This is a genomic window from Bacteroides sp. D1 (genome assembly GCF_000157095.2).
Lineage (GTDB): Bacteria > Bacteroidota > Bacteroidia > Bacteroidales > Bacteroidaceae > Bacteroides > Bacteroides xylanisolvens.
The window spans coordinates 1-19,751 of record NZ_JH114338.1 but is presented as its reverse complement, the minus strand read 5'-3'; the positions used below and the strand labels follow the sequence as shown (position 1 = coordinate 19,751).

Genomic DNA, 19,751 nt, shown 5'->3' with positions numbered 1-19,751 from the left:
ACACGCAAGAAGAAACATAAGCTATTCTGCAAGCGTGCAGGAATAGAGCCGACTATCGGGCATTTGAAATCAGACTTTCGTTTAGGACGCAACTTTTATAAAGGTGTGTTCGGGGATGTTGTCAATCTGCTCTTAGCCGCAGCAGCGTACAACTTCAAAAGAGCCATGAGGGTTCTTTGGCTACTTGTTGAAAAAATCTGCGGGACACTGTTTTCTTGCAATATCCCGCAGATGAGTACTTTTTAAGGGACGACTAGTTAGGGTTTAGCGGAAATCTTTCAGTTCTTCCTGTAATTTCTGGCGTGTGAAGAAGATACGGCTCTTTACAGTGCCCAACGGAAGATTCAGTTTTTCTGCAATTTCGCGGTATTTGAATCCGGAAACGTGCATGGCGAACGGAACTCTGTATTCTTTCGGAAGAGCATTGACTACGCGGTGCATCTCTTTCAGGTCGTATGTCTTTTCCGTACTTTCAAACCCTGCATCTTGCGGTAAATTAAGATGGTAGAGATTGTCCGTATGGTCAATAAATGTCTGGTCACGAACTACCTTGCGATAGTTATTGATAAAGATGTTGCGCATGATGGTATACATCCATCCTTTGAAATTTGTATCAGGTGTATATTTCTCTTCGTTATCTAATGCTTTTAGTGAGGTTTCCTGCAGCAAATCGTTCGCTTCTTCGCGGTCTGTTGTCAGTTTGTATGCGAAACGTAGTAGTTCTTCCTGAACGCCTACCAAGTCTTTTCTGAAGCTTAAACTTTTCATATGTGTTGTTTTTAAAATGTGAGTATTCGTTGTTAAAATTTTGATGTTGCAAGTTTAAGGTATTTTTTCGATCCCGCTAGGGGAGAATCCGACGGAATTTAGGGGAATTTCTATCATCGGATAGTTTTTAGGTCTTATTTGATAGTTTTCGGGTGGTGTTTGATATCTTTTACGGTGGTCTCAAGAAAACGGATAACGATAAATTCTCTAAAAAACGACCGTTTAGTATGATTATTCCTTTTTAATTTATTATATTTGCAACCAAATTTTCTACCAAATAATGAAAATTAAGCAAATAGTAAGCGCCCTTGAACGATTCGCGCCTCTGCCATTGCAAGACGGCTTTGATAATGCCGGCCTGCAAATCGGATTGACAGAAGCGGAAGCAACAGGGGCTTTGTTGTGTCTTGACGTTACTGAAGCTGTGTTGGATGAAGCGATCGCGTTGGGTTACAATCTCGTCATATCTCATCATCCGCTGATTTTTAAAGGGTATAAATCCATTACGGGCAAGGATTATGTGGAACGCTGTATATTGAAAGCAATAAAGAATGATATTGTGATCTATTCGGCGCATACCGATCTGGATAATGCGCAAGGTGGAGTCAATTATAAGATAGCCGAAAAAATCGGATTGAAGAATTTGAAAGTGCTTGAGCCGAAAGAGAATAACTTGGTTAAGTTGGTGACGTTTGTCCCTTACGCACAAGCTGACGCGGTACGCGAAGCACTGTTTGCTGCCGGATGCGGAAATATAGGCGACTATGATTCATGCAGTTACAATCTGAAAGGAGAGGGAACTTTCCGTGCAAAAGAGGGAACGCATCCTTTCTGTGGAACAATCGGAGAACTGCACCACGAAGAGGAGGTGAGGATTGAAACGATTCTTCCTTCCTTTAAAAAGGCGGAAACCATCAAGGCTTTATTGGCTGCCCATCCTTATGAGGAACCGGCATTCGACATTTATCCTTTATTGAACGACTGGTCGCAGGCGGGATCGGGAATTGTCGGTGAATTGGATGAATCGGAGACAGAGCTCGAATTTTTGAAACGCATCAAGAAGACATTCGAAGTGGGATGTTTGCGTCACAACAAGCTGAAGGGAAGAGAGATACAGAGAGTGGCATTGTGCGGCGGTGCAGGTGCATTTTTGCTTCCACAGGCAATCCGGTCGGGAGCGGATGTTTTTATTACCGGCGAAATTAAATATCATGATTATTTCGGCCATGAAGAAGATATTCTGATGGCAGAGATTGGTCATTACGAAAGCGAACAATATACAAAAGAAATTTTTTATTCCATAATCCGGGATTTATTTCCTAATTTTGCACTCCAATTGAGTAAAATAAATACGAATCCCATAAAATATTTATAAGTAAAATGGCTAGAGAAGCAAAAAAAGATCCGAATGAGTTGACGGTAGAACAGAAACTGAAGACACTGTTCCAACTGCAAACGATGTTGTCTAAGATTGATGAAATCAAGACATTGAGAGGTGAACTTCCGTTGGAAGTGCAAGACCTTGAAGATGAAATTGCCGGTTTGAGTACCCGTATCGACAAGATCAAAGCTGAAGTGGATGAACTGAAATCTGCTATTGCCGGCAAGAGAGTAGAAATTGAAACAGCAAAGGCTTCAGTAGAAAAATATAAGTCACAACAAGACAATGTTCGCAACAACCGTGAATATGACTTCTTGACGAAGGAAATCGAATTCCAGACATTGGAGATCGAACTTTGCGAAAAGAGAATCAAAGAATATTCTGCTGATAAAGAAGAAAAAGAGGCTGAAGTGACCAAGAACGATCAGATTCTTAACGAAAGAATGAAAGACCTGGAGCAGAAAAAGAGCGAACTGGATGAAATTATCTCTGAAACCAAACAGGAAGAAGAGAAATTGAGAGACAAAGCTAAAGACTTGGAAACTAAGATTGAACCACGTCTGTTGCAGTCTTTCAAACGTATCCGCAAGAACTCTCGTAACGGATTGGGTATTGTGTATGTACAACGTGACGCATGTGGTGGTTGCTTTAACAAGATTCCGCCCCAGAGACAGCTGGATATCCGCTCTCGTAAGAAAGTAATCGTTTGCGAATACTGCGGACGTATTATGATTGACCCGGAATTGGCTGGTGTACAAATCGAACACAAGGTGGAAGAAGCTCCGGCAACTACTACCAAAAGAGCTATCAGGAGAAAAACTGCTGAATAAAGAAAGCAGTGAAGTAGTAAGTAAAGTTACTATTTTGAGATATAAAGTAAGCCCTGCAGCAATGCGGGGCTTTTTTTGTTTTAGTAAGTGCCCGTATAAAGGGAAATCGAATACTTCAAAATAATATTGCGTCGCGTGGGAGTTTTACTCCAATTTTACTCCGGTAAACAAACTTACCCTTTAGTTGTTATCTTTTCATTTCATAAAAACCTGAACTGATATGAGTATACGAGTGTGGGGCACATCGCTCCTTATGTTTCTTTCAACTGTAACTGCGGTTGGACAGACTGCAAACCGTTATTTGAAAGCTCCGCTCCCTAACGATTGGGAAGAGAGCGGGGAAGTGTTTCAACAGATACTTCCGGTGGATGACCATTGGTGGAAGTCATTTCAAGACGCCAAACTGGACTCTTTGATAGCTCTGGCAGTAGATCGTAATTATTCTGTTGCGATGGCAATCAACCGTATAGCCGCTGCTCGTGCCAATCTTTGGATAGAACGTAGTAATTTCTTACCTTCCATCGGACTGAATGCAGGGTGGACTCGTCAGGAAACAAGTGGAAATACCAGTTCGCTACCTCAAACAACGGATCATTATTATGATGCTTCGTTGAGTATGAGTTGGGAGTTGGATATCTTTGGCAGTATCCGCAAGCGGGTAAAAGCACAGAAAGAGAATTTTGCCGCCAGTAAGGAAGAGTACACAGGTGTTATGGTTTCGTTGGCTGCGGAGGTAGCCTCGGCCTATATCAATCTAAGGGAATTGCAACAAGAACTTGAAGTGGTGAAGAAAAACAGTGCTTCGCAGGAGGAAGTTTTGAAAATCACGGAAGTACGCTATAATACCGGACTTGTTGCCAAGCTCGATGTGGCACAGGCTAAGTCTGTGTTGTATAATACGAAAGCCTCCATTCCTCAACTGGAAGCGGGTATCAATCAGTATATAACGACATTGGCCGTTTTATTGGGAATGTATCCGCAGGATATTCGTCCGGTTCTCGAATCCGGCGGAACACTGCCCGATTACATGGAACCGATCGGAGTGGGGCTACCTGTCGATTTGTTATTGAGACGGCCTGATGTACGAGGTGCGGAATTGAGCGTGAATGCACAAGCGGCATTGCTCGGAGCCTCGAAAGCGGATTGGTTGCCGAAAGTTTTCTTGAAAGGATCATTTGGGTATGCCGCCCGTGATTTGAAGGATCTCACCAAAAGTAAAAGTATGACTTATGAAATCGCTCCGTCATTGAGCTGGACTATTTTCAACGGAGGACAGTTGGTGAACGCAACCCGACTGGCGAAAGCGCAACTGGATGAAGCGATCAATCAGTTTAACCAGACGGTTTTGACTGCCGTACAGGAGACTGACAACGCTATGAATGGCTATCGGAATTCAATCAAACAGATTGTAGCCCTGCGGGAAGTGCGTAATCAAGGGATTGAGACATTGAAACTTTCACTGGAATTGTACAAGCAGGGGCTCTCGCCTTTCCAAAACGTACTCGATGCGCAACGTTCTCTGTTATCTTACGAGAATCAGCTGGTACAGGCACAAGGGAGTTCACTTTTGCAACTGATAGCCCTCTACAAGGCTTTGGGAGGCGGTTGGAGAGAATAAAAAAATCAATCAAAAAATATATAACCTAACAGATATGAAAAAACTGATGTATATCTTTCTTGCACTGCCTATATTGACAGGTTGTAAGGAGAAGAAAAGTACAGGAGCGATGGGAGGTATGCCAACTCCGGAAATTAGCGTGACCAAACCCATAGTGGAGGATATTACTTTGACGAAAGATTACCCGGGCTATCTGACAACTGAAAAAACGGTGAATCTTGTGGCCCGAGTGAACGGAACCTTGCAGTCTACCTCGTATGTCCCCGGCGGACGGGTGAAACAGGGACAACTGCTGTTTGTCATTGAACCTACCTTATATAAAGACAAGGTGGAGCAGGCAGAAGCAGAGCTGAAAACCGCCCAGGCTCAACTGGAATATGCCCGTAATAATTATAGCCGTATGAAAGAGGCTGTAAAGAGTGATGCTGTCAGTCAGATACAGGTGCTTCAGGCGGAATCGTCTGTGGCAGAAGGGGTTGCATCTGTCAGCAATGCGGAAGCTGCTTTGAGCACCGCCCGTACAAACTTGGGATATTGTTATGTTCGTGCGCCGTTTGATGGCACTATCAGTAAGGCGACGGTGGATGTAGGAAGTTATGTAGGCGGCTCGTTGCAGCCGGTTACATTGGCTACTATTTATAAGGATAATCAGATGTATGCTTACTTCAATGTAGCTGATAATCAATGGTTGACGATGGCTATGGATAACCAACAATTACCTGCCAATCTTCCGCAGAAAATAATGGTTCAACTGGGAAAGGAGGGAACTGAAACTTATCCGGCTGCCCTCGACTATCTTTCACCCAATGTAGATTTGAATACAGGAACGCTGACGGTTCGTGCCAATTTTGATAATCCGAAAGGGATATTGAAGAGTGGGTTGTATGTAAGCATTACTTTACCTTATGGAGAAGCTAAAAATGCGGTGTTGGTGAAGGAAGGTTCTATCGGGACCGATCAGTTGGGTAAATATTTATATGTTGTAAATGATTCGAATATAGTTCATTACCGGCATATTGAAATAGGGCAGTTGGTCGACGGCACTTTACGGCAGGTAGTGGGAGGACTTTCTCCGCAAGAACAGTATGTCACAGAGGCTTTGATGAAAGTCAGAGACGGAATGAAGATAAAGCCTCTTCCTGATTCTCTTCCTAAGAGAGAAAAGTAAAGTCTCTTTGCTAACTGATTGACTAACAACTGAAATCAATAAAGGTGATGTACTTAAAACCGATTAATTAACAAAAGTAACTTTCTTGCTCCTTCTCTTTGGGAGAAGGCTGTGGAGAGATTACTTTTAAACCTATATATTATGTTTTCTAAGTTTTTTATCAACCGACCGATATTTGCTACTGTCCTTGCCCTGCTTATTGTAGTAGCCGGTCTGGTCACACTCAATATATTGCCTGTGGCGCAATTTCCGGAGATCACGCCGCCAACGGTGCAGGTCTCTGCCGTTTATCCTGGGGCAAATGCTGAAACTGTTGCCCAAACAGTGGGTATTCCTATTGAACAGCAGGTGAATGGTGTAGATGGTATGCTTTATATGTCTTCCAATTCTTCCTCTTCGGGAGCGTATTCTCTGACCATTACATTCGCTGTCGGTACGGACATCGATATGGCAACTGTGCAGGTACAAAACAGGGTAAGTATCGCGCAATCATCACTGCCGGAACCGGTAGTAGTGCAAGGAGTCACTGTGCAGAAACAGTCTTCAAACATTGTGATGTTCCTGACAATGACTTCGCAGGATTCTGTATACAATAGCCTGTATCTGACTAATTATGCCAAACTGAATTTAGTAGACCAGCTGACACGTGTGCCCGGAGTGGGTGCTGTGAATGTTATGGGAGCGGGGGACTATTCGATGCGCATCTGGCTCGATCCGGAGGCTATGCGTATACGGAATATTTCACCGCAACAGGTTTATCAGTCTATCCAGTCGCAGAATGTGGAAGTATCTGCCGGATATATCGGTCAACCTATCGGGCAGGATAATAATAATGCTTTTCAGTATACATTGAATGTCCAGGGACGATTGAAATCTCCAGAACAGTTCGGCGATATTATTATCCGCCGCGAACAGAACGGAGCGATGCTTCGCCTGAAGGATATTGCACGCATCGATTTGGGTTCTGCGTCATATAGCGTAGTGTCACGATTGAATGGAAAACCTACGGCTGCCATTGCTATTTACCAGCAACCGGGTTCCAATTCGCTGGATGTCTCCAAAGGAGTGAAGGCTAAAATGGAGGAATTGGCGGCAAGTTTTCCGAAAGGAGTTTCGTATAATGTCACTTTGGATACGACCGATGTGATCCATGCTTCTATTGATGAAGTGATGGTCACATTCTTTGAAACGACTTTGCTGGTGATTCTCGTTATTTTCCTGTTCTTGCAGAATTGGAGGGCTGTGATTATTCCTTGTATTACCATCCCGGTATCGTTGATTGGTACATTTGCTGTGATGGCGGCATTTGGTTTCTCTATCAACACACTGACGTTGTTCGGGCTGATTCTGGCAGTTGCCATTGTGGTGGATGACGCGATAGTGGTGGTGGAGAATGCTTCGAGGTTACTGGAAACCGGGCAGTACTCCCCCCGCGAAGCGGTGACGAAAGCGATGGGAGAGATTACAGGTCCGATTGTCGGGGTAGTGCTTGTATTGCTGGCTGTGTTTATTCCAACGATGATGATTAGTGGAATTTCGGGGCAGTTGTATAAGCAGTTTGCATTGACTATTGCTGCTTCTACTGTGTTGAGCGGTTTTAATTCGTTGACATTGACTCCTGCGCTCTGTGCGTTGTTTCTTGAAAAGAGCAAACCTTCTAACTTCTTTATATACAAAGGTTTCAATAAGGCTTATGACAAGACACAAGGAGTGTATGACAAGATTGTCAAATGGTTACTTCAACGTCCCGGAATGGCTCTTGTTTCCTACGGTGCCTTGACTGTTATTGCTGTATTGCTCTTTATGCATTGGCCGTCTACTTTCATTCCGGACGAGGATGACGGATATTTTATTGCTGTTGTTCAACTTCCGCCTGCAGCCAGCCTTGAACGTACGCAGGCAGTGGGAGATAAGGTTAATGCAATTCTGGATTCTTATCCTGAAGTGAAGAATTATATTGGCATTTCCGGCTTCTCGATAATGGGTGGCGGCGAGCAGAGCAACTCGGCAACTTATTTTGTGGTACTGAAAAACTGGGATGAAAGGAAAGGGAAGGAGCATACGGCTGCTGCCGTAGTCAACCGTTTTAATGGTGAAGCGTATATGACTATTCAGGCTGCGGAAGTATTTGCGATGGTTCCTCCGGCTATTCCGGGACTGGGTGCTTCCGGCGGTTTGCAACTTCAGTTGGAAGACCGGCGTAACCTGGGACCGACGGAAATGCAACAAGCTATCAATGCGTTGCTTGCTTCTTATCATTCTAAGCCAGCTTTAGGATCTGTGTCCAGTCAGTATCAGGCAAATGTTCCGCAGTATTTCTTGAATATTGATCGTGATAAAGTGCAGTTTATGGGGATTGCCTTGAATGATGTTTTCTCTACATTGGGCTATTATATGGGAGCGGCTTATGTGAATGACTTTGTTGAATTCGGCCGTATCTATCAGGTAAAGATTGAGGCACGGGATCAGGCACAGCGCGTGATTGATGATGTCTTGAAACTAAGTGTGCCGAATGCGGCAGGAGAGATGGTACCTTTTTCTTCTTTCACCAAAGTGGAGGAACAGTTAGGACAGGATCAAATAAACCGTTATAATATGTACTCGACTGCTTCTCTGACTTGTAATGTTGCTCCGGGAAGTAGCACCGGGCAGGCCATACAGGAAGTGGAAGCATTATTTAAGGAACAGCTGGGAGATGAGTTTGGATATGAATGGACTTCTGTGGCTTATCAGGAAACACAGGCAGGAAATACAACTACCATTGTACTCGTGATGGCTCTAATTGTTGCTTTCCTGGTACTTGCTGCACAGTATGAGAGTTGGACCAGCCCGGTGGCAGCCGTTATCGGATTGCCGGTCGCATTATTGGGTGCTATGATTGGCTGTCTGATTATGGGAACTCCGGTCAGTATTTATACGCAAATCGGTATCATTCTGCTCATTGCGCTTTCGGCAAAGAATGGTATTTTGATTGTGGAATTTGCCCGTGATTTCCGTGCCGAAGGTAATTCGATTCGGGAAGCTGCTTTTGAAGCGGGACATGTCCGCTTGCGTCCGATCCTGATGACATCTTTTGCTTTTGTACTAGGAGTGATGCCGTTGTTGTTCGCTACCGGCGCAGGTGCGCAAAGTCGTATAGCATTGGGGGCCGCTGTTGTGTTTGGTATGGCTATGAATACTTTATTGGCTACTATTTATATTCCTAATTTTTACGAATTGATGCAGAAATTGCAAGAGCGGTTCAGTAAAAAGAAAGCAGATGATGGTGGCGGGAAAGATGCTGCAACGCAGAAGTAAAAAGCTGTTTGAAGACTGTCTGGAAGGGTAGTTGGTATAGTGACGCTATCTGTTCGGGATAGCGTCACCATAGTAGGCAAATAGCGTCACTATCTTGAGGGGATAGTGACGCTATTTTATTCTTGTCGGCAAGGCTGTTTTTTAAGGCGAATACAGCGGATTATTTTATAAAGAATGGTAATCTGGAATATCCTGGAGGAACGTATAGCTCTGATGTTCATAATCCATACGGCAGCAATAATGTTGCATTCCGTTGCTGACAATCAGGTAATCCACTTTCAGTACCATATTATATCGGGTAATCTGATCGAAAACAGCTTGCGTTATTTCAATGTGTGGTGCTTTATATTCTACAATCATCCGGGCTGATAAATCCCTCCGGTAAAGTACTGTATCGCATCGTTTGGTAGTACCGTTCAACTTCACCATTACTTCATTGGCAAGAAGGGTAGTCGGATATCCTTTGTGTGCAACAAGAAAGTGAACAAAGTGTTGCCGTACCCATTCTTCAGGGGTAAGGGCGACATATCGTTTACGAATAACGTCGAAAATTACATTTTTTCCGTTTCGTACGTTTATTTTAGTGTCGAATACTGGTAGGTTTAACGATAACATTTATTATTTTTGTAAGTTAAATAATGGTTCCCATTATTGGGAGCACAAATTTAATAGATAATTATGAAAACAAAAGAAGAAATCGTAGCTAATTGGCTGCCGCGTTACACAAAACGTAACCTGGAGGATTTTGGAGAGTATATTCTGTTGACTAACTTCAACAAGTACGTCGAGATTTTCGCAAATCAGTTTAATGTTCCTATTTTAGGAAGGGACGCAAATATGATTTCTGCTTCTGCCGAAGGTATCACAATGATTAACTTCGGTATGGGAAGTCCCAACGCTGCTATCATCATGGACTTGCTGGGTGCTATTCGCCCCAAAGCATGTTTATTCCTCGGAAAATGTGGTGGTATCGACAAGAAAAACCAGCTTGGTGACTTGATTCTTCCTATTGCGGCTATCCGTGGGGAGGGAACTTCCAATGATTATTTTCCTCCCGAGGTTCCTGCGTTGCCTGCATTTATGTTGCAGCGTGCCGTTTCTTCATCCATTCGTGACAAAGGCCGCGACTATTGGACCGGTACTGTATATACCACTAACCGTCGTATTTGGGAACATGATGATGCGTTCAAAGAATATCTGACAAAGACACGGGCTATGGCAGTCGATATGGAAACTGCAACTCTGTTTAGTTGTGGCTTTGCCAATCATATTCCTACCGGTGCATTATTATTGGTATCCGATCAGCCAATGACTCCCGATGGAGTGAAAACGGATAAAAGCGATAATTTGGTGACCAGAAATTATGTAGAAGAGCATGTTGAAATTGGCATTGCTTCTCTGCGTATGATTATTGATGAAAAGAAAACTGTTAAACACTTGAAATTCGACTGGTAATCCGGTCTTTCTGAAAAAATATATATGGCAAAACAAGAATTGACCTGTGATGACATCCTCAAGGAATTGAGAGCAAAGCAGTATCGCCCTGTCTATTACCTGATGGGAGAAGAGTCGTATTATATCGACTTGATTGCAGATTACATAACGGATAATGTGTTGAGCGAAACGGAAAAAGAATTCAACCTGACTGTTGTGTATGGTGCTGACGTGGATGTGGCAACGATTATAAATGCCGCAAAGCGTTATCCCATGATGTCAGAACATCAAGTAGTAGTCGTTAAGGAAGCGCAGGCTGTGCGTAATATGGAGGAGTTGTCATATTATCTTCAAAAGCCTTTGCTTTCCACTATCTTAGTGATATGCCATAAGCATGGAACTTTAGATCGTAGAAAGAAGTTAGCTGCCGAGGTGGAAAAAACAGGTGTATTGTTTGAGTCTAAAAAAATCAAAGATGCGCAACTTCCCGGTTTTATCGCTTCATATATGAAACGAAAAGGGGTTGATATGGAACCGAAGGCAACTTCTATGCTTGCTGATTTTGTAGGCTCGGATTTAAGTCGTCTGACCGGAGAACTTGAAAAGTTGATTATCACTTTACCTGCCGGACAGAAACGTGTTACTCCTGAACAGATAGAAAAGAATATCGGCATAAGCAAAGACTATAATAACTTTGAATTGCGCAGTGCTTTAGTGGAAAAGGATATATTGAAAGCGAACAAAATAATAAAATATTTTGAGGAAAACCCGAAAACTAATCCGATCCAAATGACGCTGTCTCTATTATTTAGCTTTTATTCCAACTTGATGTTGACTTATTATGCACCGGATAAATCAGAGCAAGGAATTGCAAACATGCTAGGATTAAGAACTCCATGGCAGGCTCGGGATTATATGGCGGCAATGCGAAAATATAGTGGAGTAAAGACGATGCAAATTGTTGGAGAAATACGATATGCTGATGCAAAATCTAAAGGAGTCCAAAACAGTTCTATGACAGATGGGGATATTCTTCGCGAGCTGGTGTTTAAAATTTTGCATTAAGTCGAATTAAGAATTACATATATCATCAGACATATACTTTTACCATAGATAGAAATGGGGAGTATATGTCTTTTTTATATTCCCGCAATTATACTTATCTCAAAAAGACTCCTCACTATTTTCTGTGATTATTTTTACAAATAAAATTAGTTATTTCATCGTTTTATAGAGTTACTGTTTGGCTAATCACACAAACAGTTTTTTTAATTTTATATTGCCCTATCTTTTCAGAAAATACATTTTCATTAAATCTAAAGCTTGAATTTTTTAACGAGAAAAGTTTACTGATCCTTGAGTTTTATCAAAAAAAGCATTTTAGATTTTGATGCTACCATTTTATAGTGAGAATGGAGATTTTCTCTTTTTCTAAAGCTGCCCATTAATGTCATTTTGATAGTTCAGACTATATTGGATTGTTACAGCATGATTTTTTTCTAGTTTAATAGAAATATAGATTCACTTTATTGGGCTTAAATTCTTGTATATCATTTATTTATGCGAAAAATAAGCCTTCTAGAATCGAAAAAAAATAAATATCTGGAGATTGGTACAGAAATATCGCAAGGATTTGCTTTTTAGAGAAAATTGTAAAGGATGATTAGACAAAAATAGTAATATACATTGGTAAAGTATGGGTTGATTCCTTCCTTTTATTGCTTTTGCAACTATCAATATTTACTTTTGTATATTTGATCTGTTACCAATGTATAAAGTATTAATGTGAATAAGATACAAATGTGATAAAGAGTAAGCATTCACAATAGTGTATTTGTGAAATCACAATACTAATATTACATGTACAAATGTGGTTATATTGCTATTAACAAATAATAGTTTACTATTTATTCACCTGTGAACCAGTGTATTATATATTATTTTATCAATTTGTACTATAAAAGCCTCGCTTGGGTAGTATGTATATTTGTGAATAGTCGCATTTGGTTTGCAATTGACTTTGTTATATATCTATATATCTGTATTTTATATGCAATTATTCAATTAATGATATATGTTTATATTTACTCTTTTTATTTGAATTACAAACGTAATATTCGAATTGTAGAATGTCGTATACTTTTGTAATATTAATATTTTTATATTTGTGATTTGTTTTTGTGAATCTAAATATTTACCTTTGTATTATCAATGATGTAATACGTATTTTTGTGAATCAGGTGCATAACACATACAATTGTACTAAAAAGAAGGTAGTATGGAAATAAAAGACAGAATCAGAATGATAATGGAGAGAGAAAAAGTTCCTCCTAAAGTTTTTGCTAAAACAATCGGAGTACAACAATCTACTCTCTCTCATATTTTAAATGGCCGGAATAAACCCAGTTTAGATGTCATAATGAAGGTTCATCAAAAGTATGACTATGTAAATCTTGAATGGTTGCTTTATGGAGAGGGCGAAATGATGGTATCTGAAGAAGAGACATCTTTTTCTTCTTCTAATAGCGATTATCTGCCTTCTTTATTCGACGAGAATCTCATAAATTCGTCCAAAGAGCCGGCTATTCCGGAAAATCGCAAGGAAATGCCATTAAGAAACGCTGAAAATGCCCCTAAAGAGATTGTAAAACAAGGGATTAGGTATATAGAAAAGCCTGCCAGGAAAATCACGGAAATAAGAATATTTTTTGATGATAATACCTATGAGACGTTTAGGCCTGAAAAATAAAGAGTAAAATCGGTGGTTTGAGCAATTTCCTGTATCTTTGCACCCAGAATACGAATTTATACTTTTATATCCATACATGAAGAAATTTATTTTAGATCTGACAGTGACCGAGAATATCAGATTGAATGCAAACTATGTATTGCTAAAATTGACGTCTCAGTCATTACTGCCCGAAATGTTACCTGGGCAGTTTGCAGAAATCCGGGTGGACGGTTCGCCTACTACATTCTTGCGTCGTCCTATTTCTATTAATTTTGTAGATAAACAGCGAAATGAGGTCTGGTTTCTGATCCAGCTGGTTGGTGATGGAACAAGACGTCTGGCAGAGGCTAATTCTGGTGATACAATTAATGTGGTGCTTCCGCTGGGAAATGCATACACAATGCCTCAAGAGGCTTCTGATAAGCTCTTATTAGTTGGTGGAGGTGTCGGAACAGCTCCCATGTTGTATTTAGGTGAACAATTGGCTAAAAAAGGCCACAAACCTACGTTCTTGTTAGGTGCCCGTAGCGACAAAGATTTGTTGCAGCTGGAAGAGTTTGCCAAATATGGAGAGGTGTATACTACTACGGAAGATGGTAGCCATGGCGAAAAAGGATACGTAACTCAACATTCTATATTAAATAAGGTACGATTTGAGCAGATTTACACTTGTGGTCCTAAACCAATGATGGTGGCTGTGGCAAAATATGCCAAAAGTAATCAGATAGAATGTGAAGTTTCTTTGGAAAATACAATGGCTTGTGGTATCGGAGCATGCTTGTGCTGTGTGGAAAATACGACAGAAGGTCACTTGTGTGTATGTAAAGAAGGTCCTGTTTTTAATATAAATAAACTACTATGGCAGATTTGAGTGTAAACATTGGTGAATTACAAATGAAGAACCCGGTAATGACAGCATCCGGTACATTTGGATATGGTGAAGAGTTCTCTGATTTTATTGATATAACGCGAATAGGTGGTATTATTGTAAAAGGAACGACTCTTCACAAACGTGAAGGGAATCCTTATCCGCGTATGGCAGAGACTCCTTCTGGGATGTTAAACGCTGTAGGACTGCAAAATAAGGGTGTTGACTACTTCGTAGAGCATATATATCCTCGTATAAAAGACATTCAAACGAATATGATTGTAAACGTTTCGGGGTCTGCGATCGAAGATTATGTGAAAACGGCTGAAATCATTAATGAACTTGACAAAATTCCTGCTATAGAACTAAACATCTCTTGCCCCAATGTGAAGCAAGGAGGTATGGCTTTTGGTGTGTCAGCAAAAGGGGCATCAGAAGTAGTTAAAGCAGTGCGTTCTGCTTACAAAAAGACACTTATCGTAAAACTCTCCCCAAACGTTACGGATATCACCGAAATAGCTCGCGCGGCAGAAGAAAGTGGTGCAGATAGCGTGTCATTAATCAATACATTGCTGGGTATGGCGATTGATGCGGAACGTAAACGCCCTATTTTATCAACGATAACAGGAGGAATGTCGGGAGCGGCCGTAAAACCTATCGCATTGCGTATGGTGTGGCAAGTTGCTAAGGCGGTAAATATTCCTGTCATTGGTTTAGGGGGTATTATGGACTGGAGAGATGCTGTCGAATTCATGCTTGCAGGTGCAACGGCTATCCAGATTGGTACGGCAAATTTCATAGATCCTGCTGTCACTATTAAAGTGGAAGATGGTATAAATAATTACCTGGAAAGACACGGGTGTAAGTCTGTAAAGGAAATTATTGGTGCACTTGAGGTGTAATTGAAAACATACAATAACCATTCGTACTAAGTCTGCGAGAAAAATGCTATTTGTCTTTTGAATAAAGGAAGAATAAGCAGGCTGGAAACAGCGGATGAAAAATAGGTCTGTGTTTAACGATTAGCTATCAGCAAGATCTTTATAAACTGAAGGCAAAATAAAAACGACGGTAAGGATTTACATATTCTTCACCGTCGTTTTTATTTACACTTTATTTTATTCTCCCAATAAGTCGGGACGAAGTTTTCTGGTACGTTCCAAGGATTGTTGCAGTTCCCATTCTTTGATTTTTGCTTCATGGCCGGATAAGAGAATATCGGGAACTTTCCATCCTTTATAATCCGCAGGTCGTGTATATACAGGTGCTGCCAGCAAATTATCCTGGAAAGAATCGGAAAGTGCGGACTGTTCATCAGAAATGACTCCGGGGATGATACGTACGATGGCGTCCGCCATCACCGCTGCTGCCAATTCTCCTCCTGTTAATACGTAATCTCCAATGCTGATTTCTTTAGTAATCAGGTGTTCGCGGATGCGGTAATCGATACCTTTGAAATGTCCGCAAAGAATAATGAGATTCTGTGCCAACGAGAGGCTGTTGGCCATCGGCTGGTTGAACTGTTCTCCGTCGGGGGTCGTGAAAATAACTTCATCGTAGTCGCGTTCTGCCTTCAGAGCATTGATGCAACGCTCGATGGGTTCTATTTTCATAACCATTCCGGCAAACCCTCCAAAAGGATAATCATCGACACGGCGATATTTATCTTCGGTATAATCACGCAGATTGTGAATATGTATCTCTGCAAGTCCTTTATCTTGAGCTCGTTTCATGATAGAACAATTGAAGAAACCTTCAATCATTTCGGGTAAAACTGTTATAATATCAATACGCATAATCTTTTAATTTTTCGCAAAAGTACAAATATTCAAAGATAAACATGTATTTTTGCCTTAAACAATCGAAGAAATATGGATATAAAGGAAAAAATAGAGGAATTGCGTGCCGAACTTCACCGGCATAATTATAATTATTATGTGTTGAATGCTCCTGAAATCTCAGATAAAGAGTTTGACGACAAGATGCGTGAACTTCAGGATTTGGAACAGGCACATCCGGAATATAAAGATGAAAATTCGCCTACGATGCGTGTAGGTAGCGATTTAAACAAGAATTTCACGCAAGTGGCTCATAAATATCCTATGTTGTCACTGGCAAATACATATTCAGAAGCGGAAGTGACGGACTTCTACGACCGTGTCCGTAAGGCATTGAATGAGGATTTCGAGATTTGTTGTGAAATGAAATATGACGGTACTTCTATTTCGCTGACTTATGAAGATGGAAAGTTGGTTCGTGCCGTCACCCGTGGGGATGGAGAAAAGGGGGATGATGTGACGGATAATGTGAAAACAATCCGTTCTATTCCGCTTGTATTGCATGGTGATAATTATCCTGCCTCTTTTGAGATACGTGGAGAAATTCTTATGCCATGGGAAGTGTTTGAAGAGTTGAATCGAGAGAAAGAAGCGCGTGAAGAGCCGCTTTTTGCCAATCCGAGAAATGCGGCTTCCGGTACATTGAAGTTGCAGAATTCTTCTATTGTGGCTTCCCGCAAACTGGATGCTTATTTGTATTATTTGCTGGGTGATAACCTGCCTTGTGACGGACATTATGAAAATCTTCAGGAAGCGGCAAAATGGGGCTTTAAAATCTCTGATTTGACGCGTAAGTGCCAGACATTAGAGGAGGTTTTTGAATTTATCAATTATTGGGATGTAGAGCGTAAAAATCTGCCGGTTGCCACAGATGGGATTGTTTTAAAGGTGAATAGTTTAAGGCAGCAGAAGAATTTGGGCTTTACGGCTAAATCTCCTCGATGGGCTATTGCTTATAAATTCCAGGCAGAACGTGCGTTGACCTGTTTGAATAAGGTGACTTATCAGGTAGGAAGAACCGGAGCTGTCACACCAGTAGCTAATCTTGATCCTGTGCAGCTTTCAGGGACGGTTGTAAAACGTGCGTCCTTGCATAATGCGGATATTATCGAGGGGCTTGATTTGCATATTGGAGACATGGTTTATGTAGAAAAAGGCGGTGAAATTATTCCTAAGATTACAGGGGTTGATAAAGATGCACGTAGTTTTATGCTTGGTGAGAAGGTTCGGTTCATCGTTAATTGTCCCGAATGTGGCAGTAAACTAGTCAGATATGAAGGAGAAGCTGCTCATTATTGCCCGAATGAAACAGCGTGTCCTCCTCAAATCAAAGGCAAAATAGAGCATTTTATTAGTCGAAAGGCTATGAATATTGATGGATTAGGGCCGGAAACGGTGGATATGTTCTATCGTTTGGGATTAATTGAAAATACGGCCGACTTGTATAAACTTACAGTTGATGATATAAAAGGTTTGGATCGTATGGGTGAAAAATCGGCAGAGAATATCGTAACGGGAATTGCGCAAAGTAAAACAGTTCCTTTCGAGCGTGTAATCTTTGCTTTAGGAATCCGCTTTGTTGGTGAGACTGTGGCTAAAAAGATTGCGAAGTCGTTTGAGAATATCGATGATTTACAGCAGGCAGATCTTGAAAAATTGGTAAGTATCGATGAAATCGGAGAAAAAATAGCTCAAAGTATACTTGCTTATTTTGCTAATGAGTCTAATCGTGAGTTGGTTAACAGGCTAAAGGAGGCTGGATTGCAACTTTATCGCACAGAGGAAGATTTGAGTGGATACACTGATAAGTTGGCAGGACAGTCTATTGTTATCAGTGGTGTGTTTATCCATCACTCGCGTGACGAATATAAGGAACTTATCGAGAAAAACGGAGGGAAAAATGTTGGAAGCATTTCCGCGAAAACGAGTTTTATACTGGCTGGAGATAATATGGGACCTGCAAAGCTCGAAAAAGCAAAAAAACTTGGAATAACCATATTAAGCGAAGACGAATTTCTGAAACTTATATCGTAAGATAAGAAAAATATTCGTACTTTTGCGGCTAAATAAATTAGAGATTATAATTAAAACTCATGATACAGACTAAATTGAAAGGAATGGGGGTAGCACTGATTACTCCTTTCAAAGAGGATGAGAGCGTTGACTATGACGCGTTGATGCGTATGGTGGACTATTTATTGCAGAATAATGCGGATTTCTTGTGTGTGCTGGGAACTACAGCTGAAACACCAACTCTGACCGAGGAAGAAAAGAAAACCATAAAAAAGATGGTAATTGACCGCGTTAACGGAAGAATTCCTATTCTGTTGGGTGTAGGTGGTAATAATACTCGCGCTATTGTAGAAACATTGAAAAACGATGATTTTACAGGGGTTGATGCTATATTGTCTGTGGTGCCGTATTATAATAAGCCTTCTCAAGAAGGTATTTATCAGCATTATAAAGCGATTGCGGAAGCTACGGAGCTCCCCATCGTATTGTATAATGTTCCGGGACGTACGGGAGTAAATATGACTGCTGAAACTACGTTACGGATTGCCCGTGATTTCAATAATGTAGTTGCTATTAAAGAGGCATCCGGCAATATCACGCAAATGGATGATATTATTAAAAATAAACCGGAAAATTTTAATGTAATCTCTGGAGATGATGGTATTACCTTTCCTCTCATAACATTAGGTGCTGTTGGTGTGATTTCGGTGATTGGTAATGCTTTTCCTCGTGAATTTAGTCGCATGACACGTTTGGCGCTTCAAGGAGACTTTGCCAATGCGTTGACTATTCATCATCGGTTTACGGAATTATTTAACCTGCTATTTGTCGATGGAAATCCGGCAGGCGTAAAATCAATGTTAAACGCTATGGGTATGATCGAGAACAAGCTTCGTTTACCGCTGGTTCCTACTCGTATTACTACATTTGAGGCAATACGTAAGGTTCTGAATGAATTGAATATTAAATGCTGAAAAAAAAGATGGGCTTTTGACTAGTTCATAATAAACATCGAAGTGTTTAAAATAAATATCCCAATGATTGAATTCAATCATTGGGATATTTATTTTAAATCAGCTTATGATTTTTTATTCCTCTTCACCTTTTTGTGGCTCAGTCTGAAAATTGGGGGGATTTGATTCAGGGCAATCACATCCTTAAAAATAGATTCATTCCGGTGCAGATTTGAATTAAATGCTACATAGTGAAAAAAACATCTATCATAAGTATCATTCATTTTAATAATCTTCTTATTATCAAAAGAATAGGTATGATAGATAGCTTTAAATAAATGTATCTATCATACTTTTACCAGCAAAAACAGGTTATCTATCATCAACAAAATAGCCGAATAGAGGTCCTATATACATAAGATAGCTTGTTTTTGTTGCAATGAACCTGTATAAATCCGATGATCATGGCTTAATAATCCAACTTTAACGGTGGTAAGTTTATAGCCCACGTATGCAGGCTGTACAGCCCGCATCTGTAGGCTGTATGGTTTACAAGCGTGGGCTGTACAGCCTGCATACGTGGGCAGGGTCGACGCATTATATTTTTTACTATCTTACAACTTGTATTTTATTTTTATATTATTGACTATTAGTGTATTATCTATTGTATATGTCGATTATTTTCCTTATCTTTATAAGATATTATAAAACATAAACTAACATGAAAATTGGCATAATTGACCTTTGTAAACAAATAGAAGATCCTAGGATGAACCGCAAAAAAGTACATAAAATGGAAACTATTATCTATATATCCATTGCTGCTATAATCTGTGGCGCCCAGTCTTGGAA

Annotated in this window: 17 protein-coding genes; 14 read left to right on the top strand and 3 right to left on the bottom strand. The window is 40.6% G+C overall.

Features of this window, described 5'->3' with window-relative positions; translation table 11 throughout:
* Nucleotides 1-246, top strand: a 246-nt coding sequence (locus tag BSAG_RS24135; RefSeq protein ID WP_008997441.1) for a transposase, incomplete at its 5' end; no start/stop codon positions are given.
* An 18-nt stretch (nucleotides 247-264) separates the two neighbouring features.
* On the opposite strand, the gene BSAG_RS14810 is transcribed toward BSAG_RS24135, so the two are convergent.
* Nucleotides 265-768 carry an RNA polymerase sigma factor gene (locus tag BSAG_RS14810; RefSeq protein WP_004312907.1) on the bottom strand — a complete coding sequence of 168 codons (504 nt, stop codon included), beginning with the start codon at nucleotides 766-768 and terminating at the stop codon, nucleotides 265-267.
* Nucleotides 769-1,048: 280 nt separating this feature from the next.
* Here BSAG_RS14810 and BSAG_RS14815 point away from each other — a divergent pair, with 280 nt between their 5' ends.
* The 5 genes from BSAG_RS14815 to BSAG_RS14835 all read left to right on the top strand — a co-directional run bounded on the left by BSAG_RS14815 (nucleotide 1,049) and on the right by BSAG_RS14835 (nucleotide 9,062).
* Entirely contained in the window at nucleotides 1,049-2,143 is a 1,095-nt protein-coding gene (locus BSAG_RS14815) for a Nif3-like dinuclear metal center hexameric protein (RefSeq protein ID WP_008770664.1), read from the top strand.
* A gap of 5 nt (nucleotides 2,144-2,148) precedes the next feature.
* A complete protein-coding gene (locus BSAG_RS14820) occupies nucleotides 2,149-2,979 on the top strand; it encodes a zinc ribbon domain-containing protein (RefSeq protein WP_004312909.1) in 831 nt (276 codons plus the stop codon).
* A gap of 220 nt (nucleotides 2,980-3,199) precedes the next feature.
* Complete coding sequence (locus tag BSAG_RS14825) at nucleotides 3,200-4,597, top strand: efflux transporter outer membrane subunit (protein ID WP_008770665.1); 1,398 nt, start codon at nucleotides 3,200-3,202, stop codon at nucleotides 4,595-4,597.
* Nucleotides 4,598-4,631: 34 nt separating this feature from the next.
* Nucleotides 4,632-5,765: an efflux RND transporter periplasmic adaptor subunit gene (locus BSAG_RS14830; RefSeq protein ID WP_004312911.1), complete on the top strand. Its 1,134-nt coding sequence runs from the start codon at nucleotides 4,632-4,634 to the stop codon at nucleotides 5,763-5,765.
* A gap of 141 nt (nucleotides 5,766-5,906) precedes the next feature.
* Nucleotides 5,907-9,062: an efflux RND transporter permease subunit gene (locus BSAG_RS14835; RefSeq protein ID WP_004312912.1), complete on the top strand. Its 3,156-nt coding sequence runs from the start codon at nucleotides 5,907-5,909 to the stop codon at nucleotides 9,060-9,062.
* Between the two features lie 165 nt (nucleotides 9,063-9,227).
* On the opposite strand, the gene BSAG_RS14840 is transcribed toward BSAG_RS14835, so the two are convergent.
* Nucleotides 9,228-9,677, bottom strand: a complete 450-nt coding sequence (locus BSAG_RS14840; RefSeq protein ID WP_004312913.1) for a type I restriction enzyme HsdR N-terminal domain-containing protein — start codon at nucleotides 9,675-9,677, stop codon at nucleotides 9,228-9,230.
* A 63-nt stretch (nucleotides 9,678-9,740) separates the two neighbouring features.
* On the opposite strand from BSAG_RS14840, the gene BSAG_RS14845 reads away from it, so the two are divergent.
* From BSAG_RS14845 to BSAG_RS14865, 5 genes are all read left to right on the top strand, one after another.
* Complete coding sequence (locus BSAG_RS14845; protein ID WP_004312914.1) at nucleotides 9,741-10,517, top strand: AMP nucleosidase; 777 nt, start codon at nucleotides 9,741-9,743, stop codon at nucleotides 10,515-10,517.
* 24 nt (nucleotides 10,518-10,541) lie between these two features.
* Complete coding sequence (gene holA, locus BSAG_RS14850; protein ID WP_004312915.1) at nucleotides 10,542-11,561, top strand: DNA polymerase III subunit delta; 1,020 nt, start codon at nucleotides 10,542-10,544, stop codon at nucleotides 11,559-11,561.
* Nucleotides 11,562-12,774: 1,213 nt separating this feature from the next.
* The gene (locus tag BSAG_RS14855) at nucleotides 12,775-13,245 is read left to right on the top strand and encodes a helix-turn-helix domain-containing protein (protein ID WP_004312916.1); all 471 of its coding nucleotides are present in this window, start codon (nucleotides 12,775-12,777) and stop codon (nucleotides 13,243-13,245) included.
* Nucleotides 13,246-13,321: 76 nt separating this feature from the next.
* Nucleotides 13,322-14,098 carry a dihydroorotate dehydrogenase electron transfer subunit gene (locus tag BSAG_RS14860; RefSeq protein ID WP_004312917.1) on the top strand — a complete coding sequence of 259 codons (777 nt, stop codon included), beginning with the start codon at nucleotides 13,322-13,324 and terminating at the stop codon, nucleotides 14,096-14,098.
* Entirely contained in the window at nucleotides 14,086-14,997 is a 912-nt protein-coding gene (locus tag BSAG_RS14865) for a dihydroorotate dehydrogenase (RefSeq protein ID WP_004312918.1), read from the top strand. Before BSAG_RS14860 ends, BSAG_RS14865 begins: the two co-directional genes overlap by 13 nt.
* A gap of 216 nt (nucleotides 14,998-15,213) precedes the next feature.
* On the opposite strand, the gene trmD is transcribed toward BSAG_RS14865, so the two are convergent.
* Nucleotides 15,214-15,891 (bottom strand): tRNA (guanosine(37)-N1)-methyltransferase TrmD, encoded by a 678-nt coding sequence (trmD, locus tag BSAG_RS14870; RefSeq protein WP_004312919.1) that lies wholly within the window; start codon nucleotides 15,889-15,891, stop codon nucleotides 15,214-15,216.
* 75 nt (nucleotides 15,892-15,966) lie between these two features.
* On the opposite strand from trmD, the gene ligA reads away from it, so the two are divergent.
* From ligA to BSAG_RS25930, 3 genes are all read left to right on the top strand, one after another.
* Nucleotides 15,967-17,967: an NAD-dependent DNA ligase LigA gene (gene ligA / locus BSAG_RS14875; RefSeq protein WP_004312920.1), complete on the top strand. Its 2,001-nt coding sequence runs from the start codon at nucleotides 15,967-15,969 to the stop codon at nucleotides 17,965-17,967.
* Nucleotides 17,968-18,026: 59 nt separating this feature from the next.
* Nucleotides 18,027-18,920 carry a 4-hydroxy-tetrahydrodipicolinate synthase gene (gene dapA / locus BSAG_RS14880; protein WP_004312921.1) on the top strand — a complete coding sequence of 298 codons (894 nt, stop codon included), beginning with the start codon at nucleotides 18,027-18,029 and terminating at the stop codon, nucleotides 18,918-18,920.
* Between the two features lie 700 nt (nucleotides 18,921-19,620).
* Nucleotides 19,621-19,751 (top strand): transposase family protein (locus BSAG_RS25930; protein ID WP_008997438.1); only part of this gene is annotated, 131 nt, incomplete at its 3' end.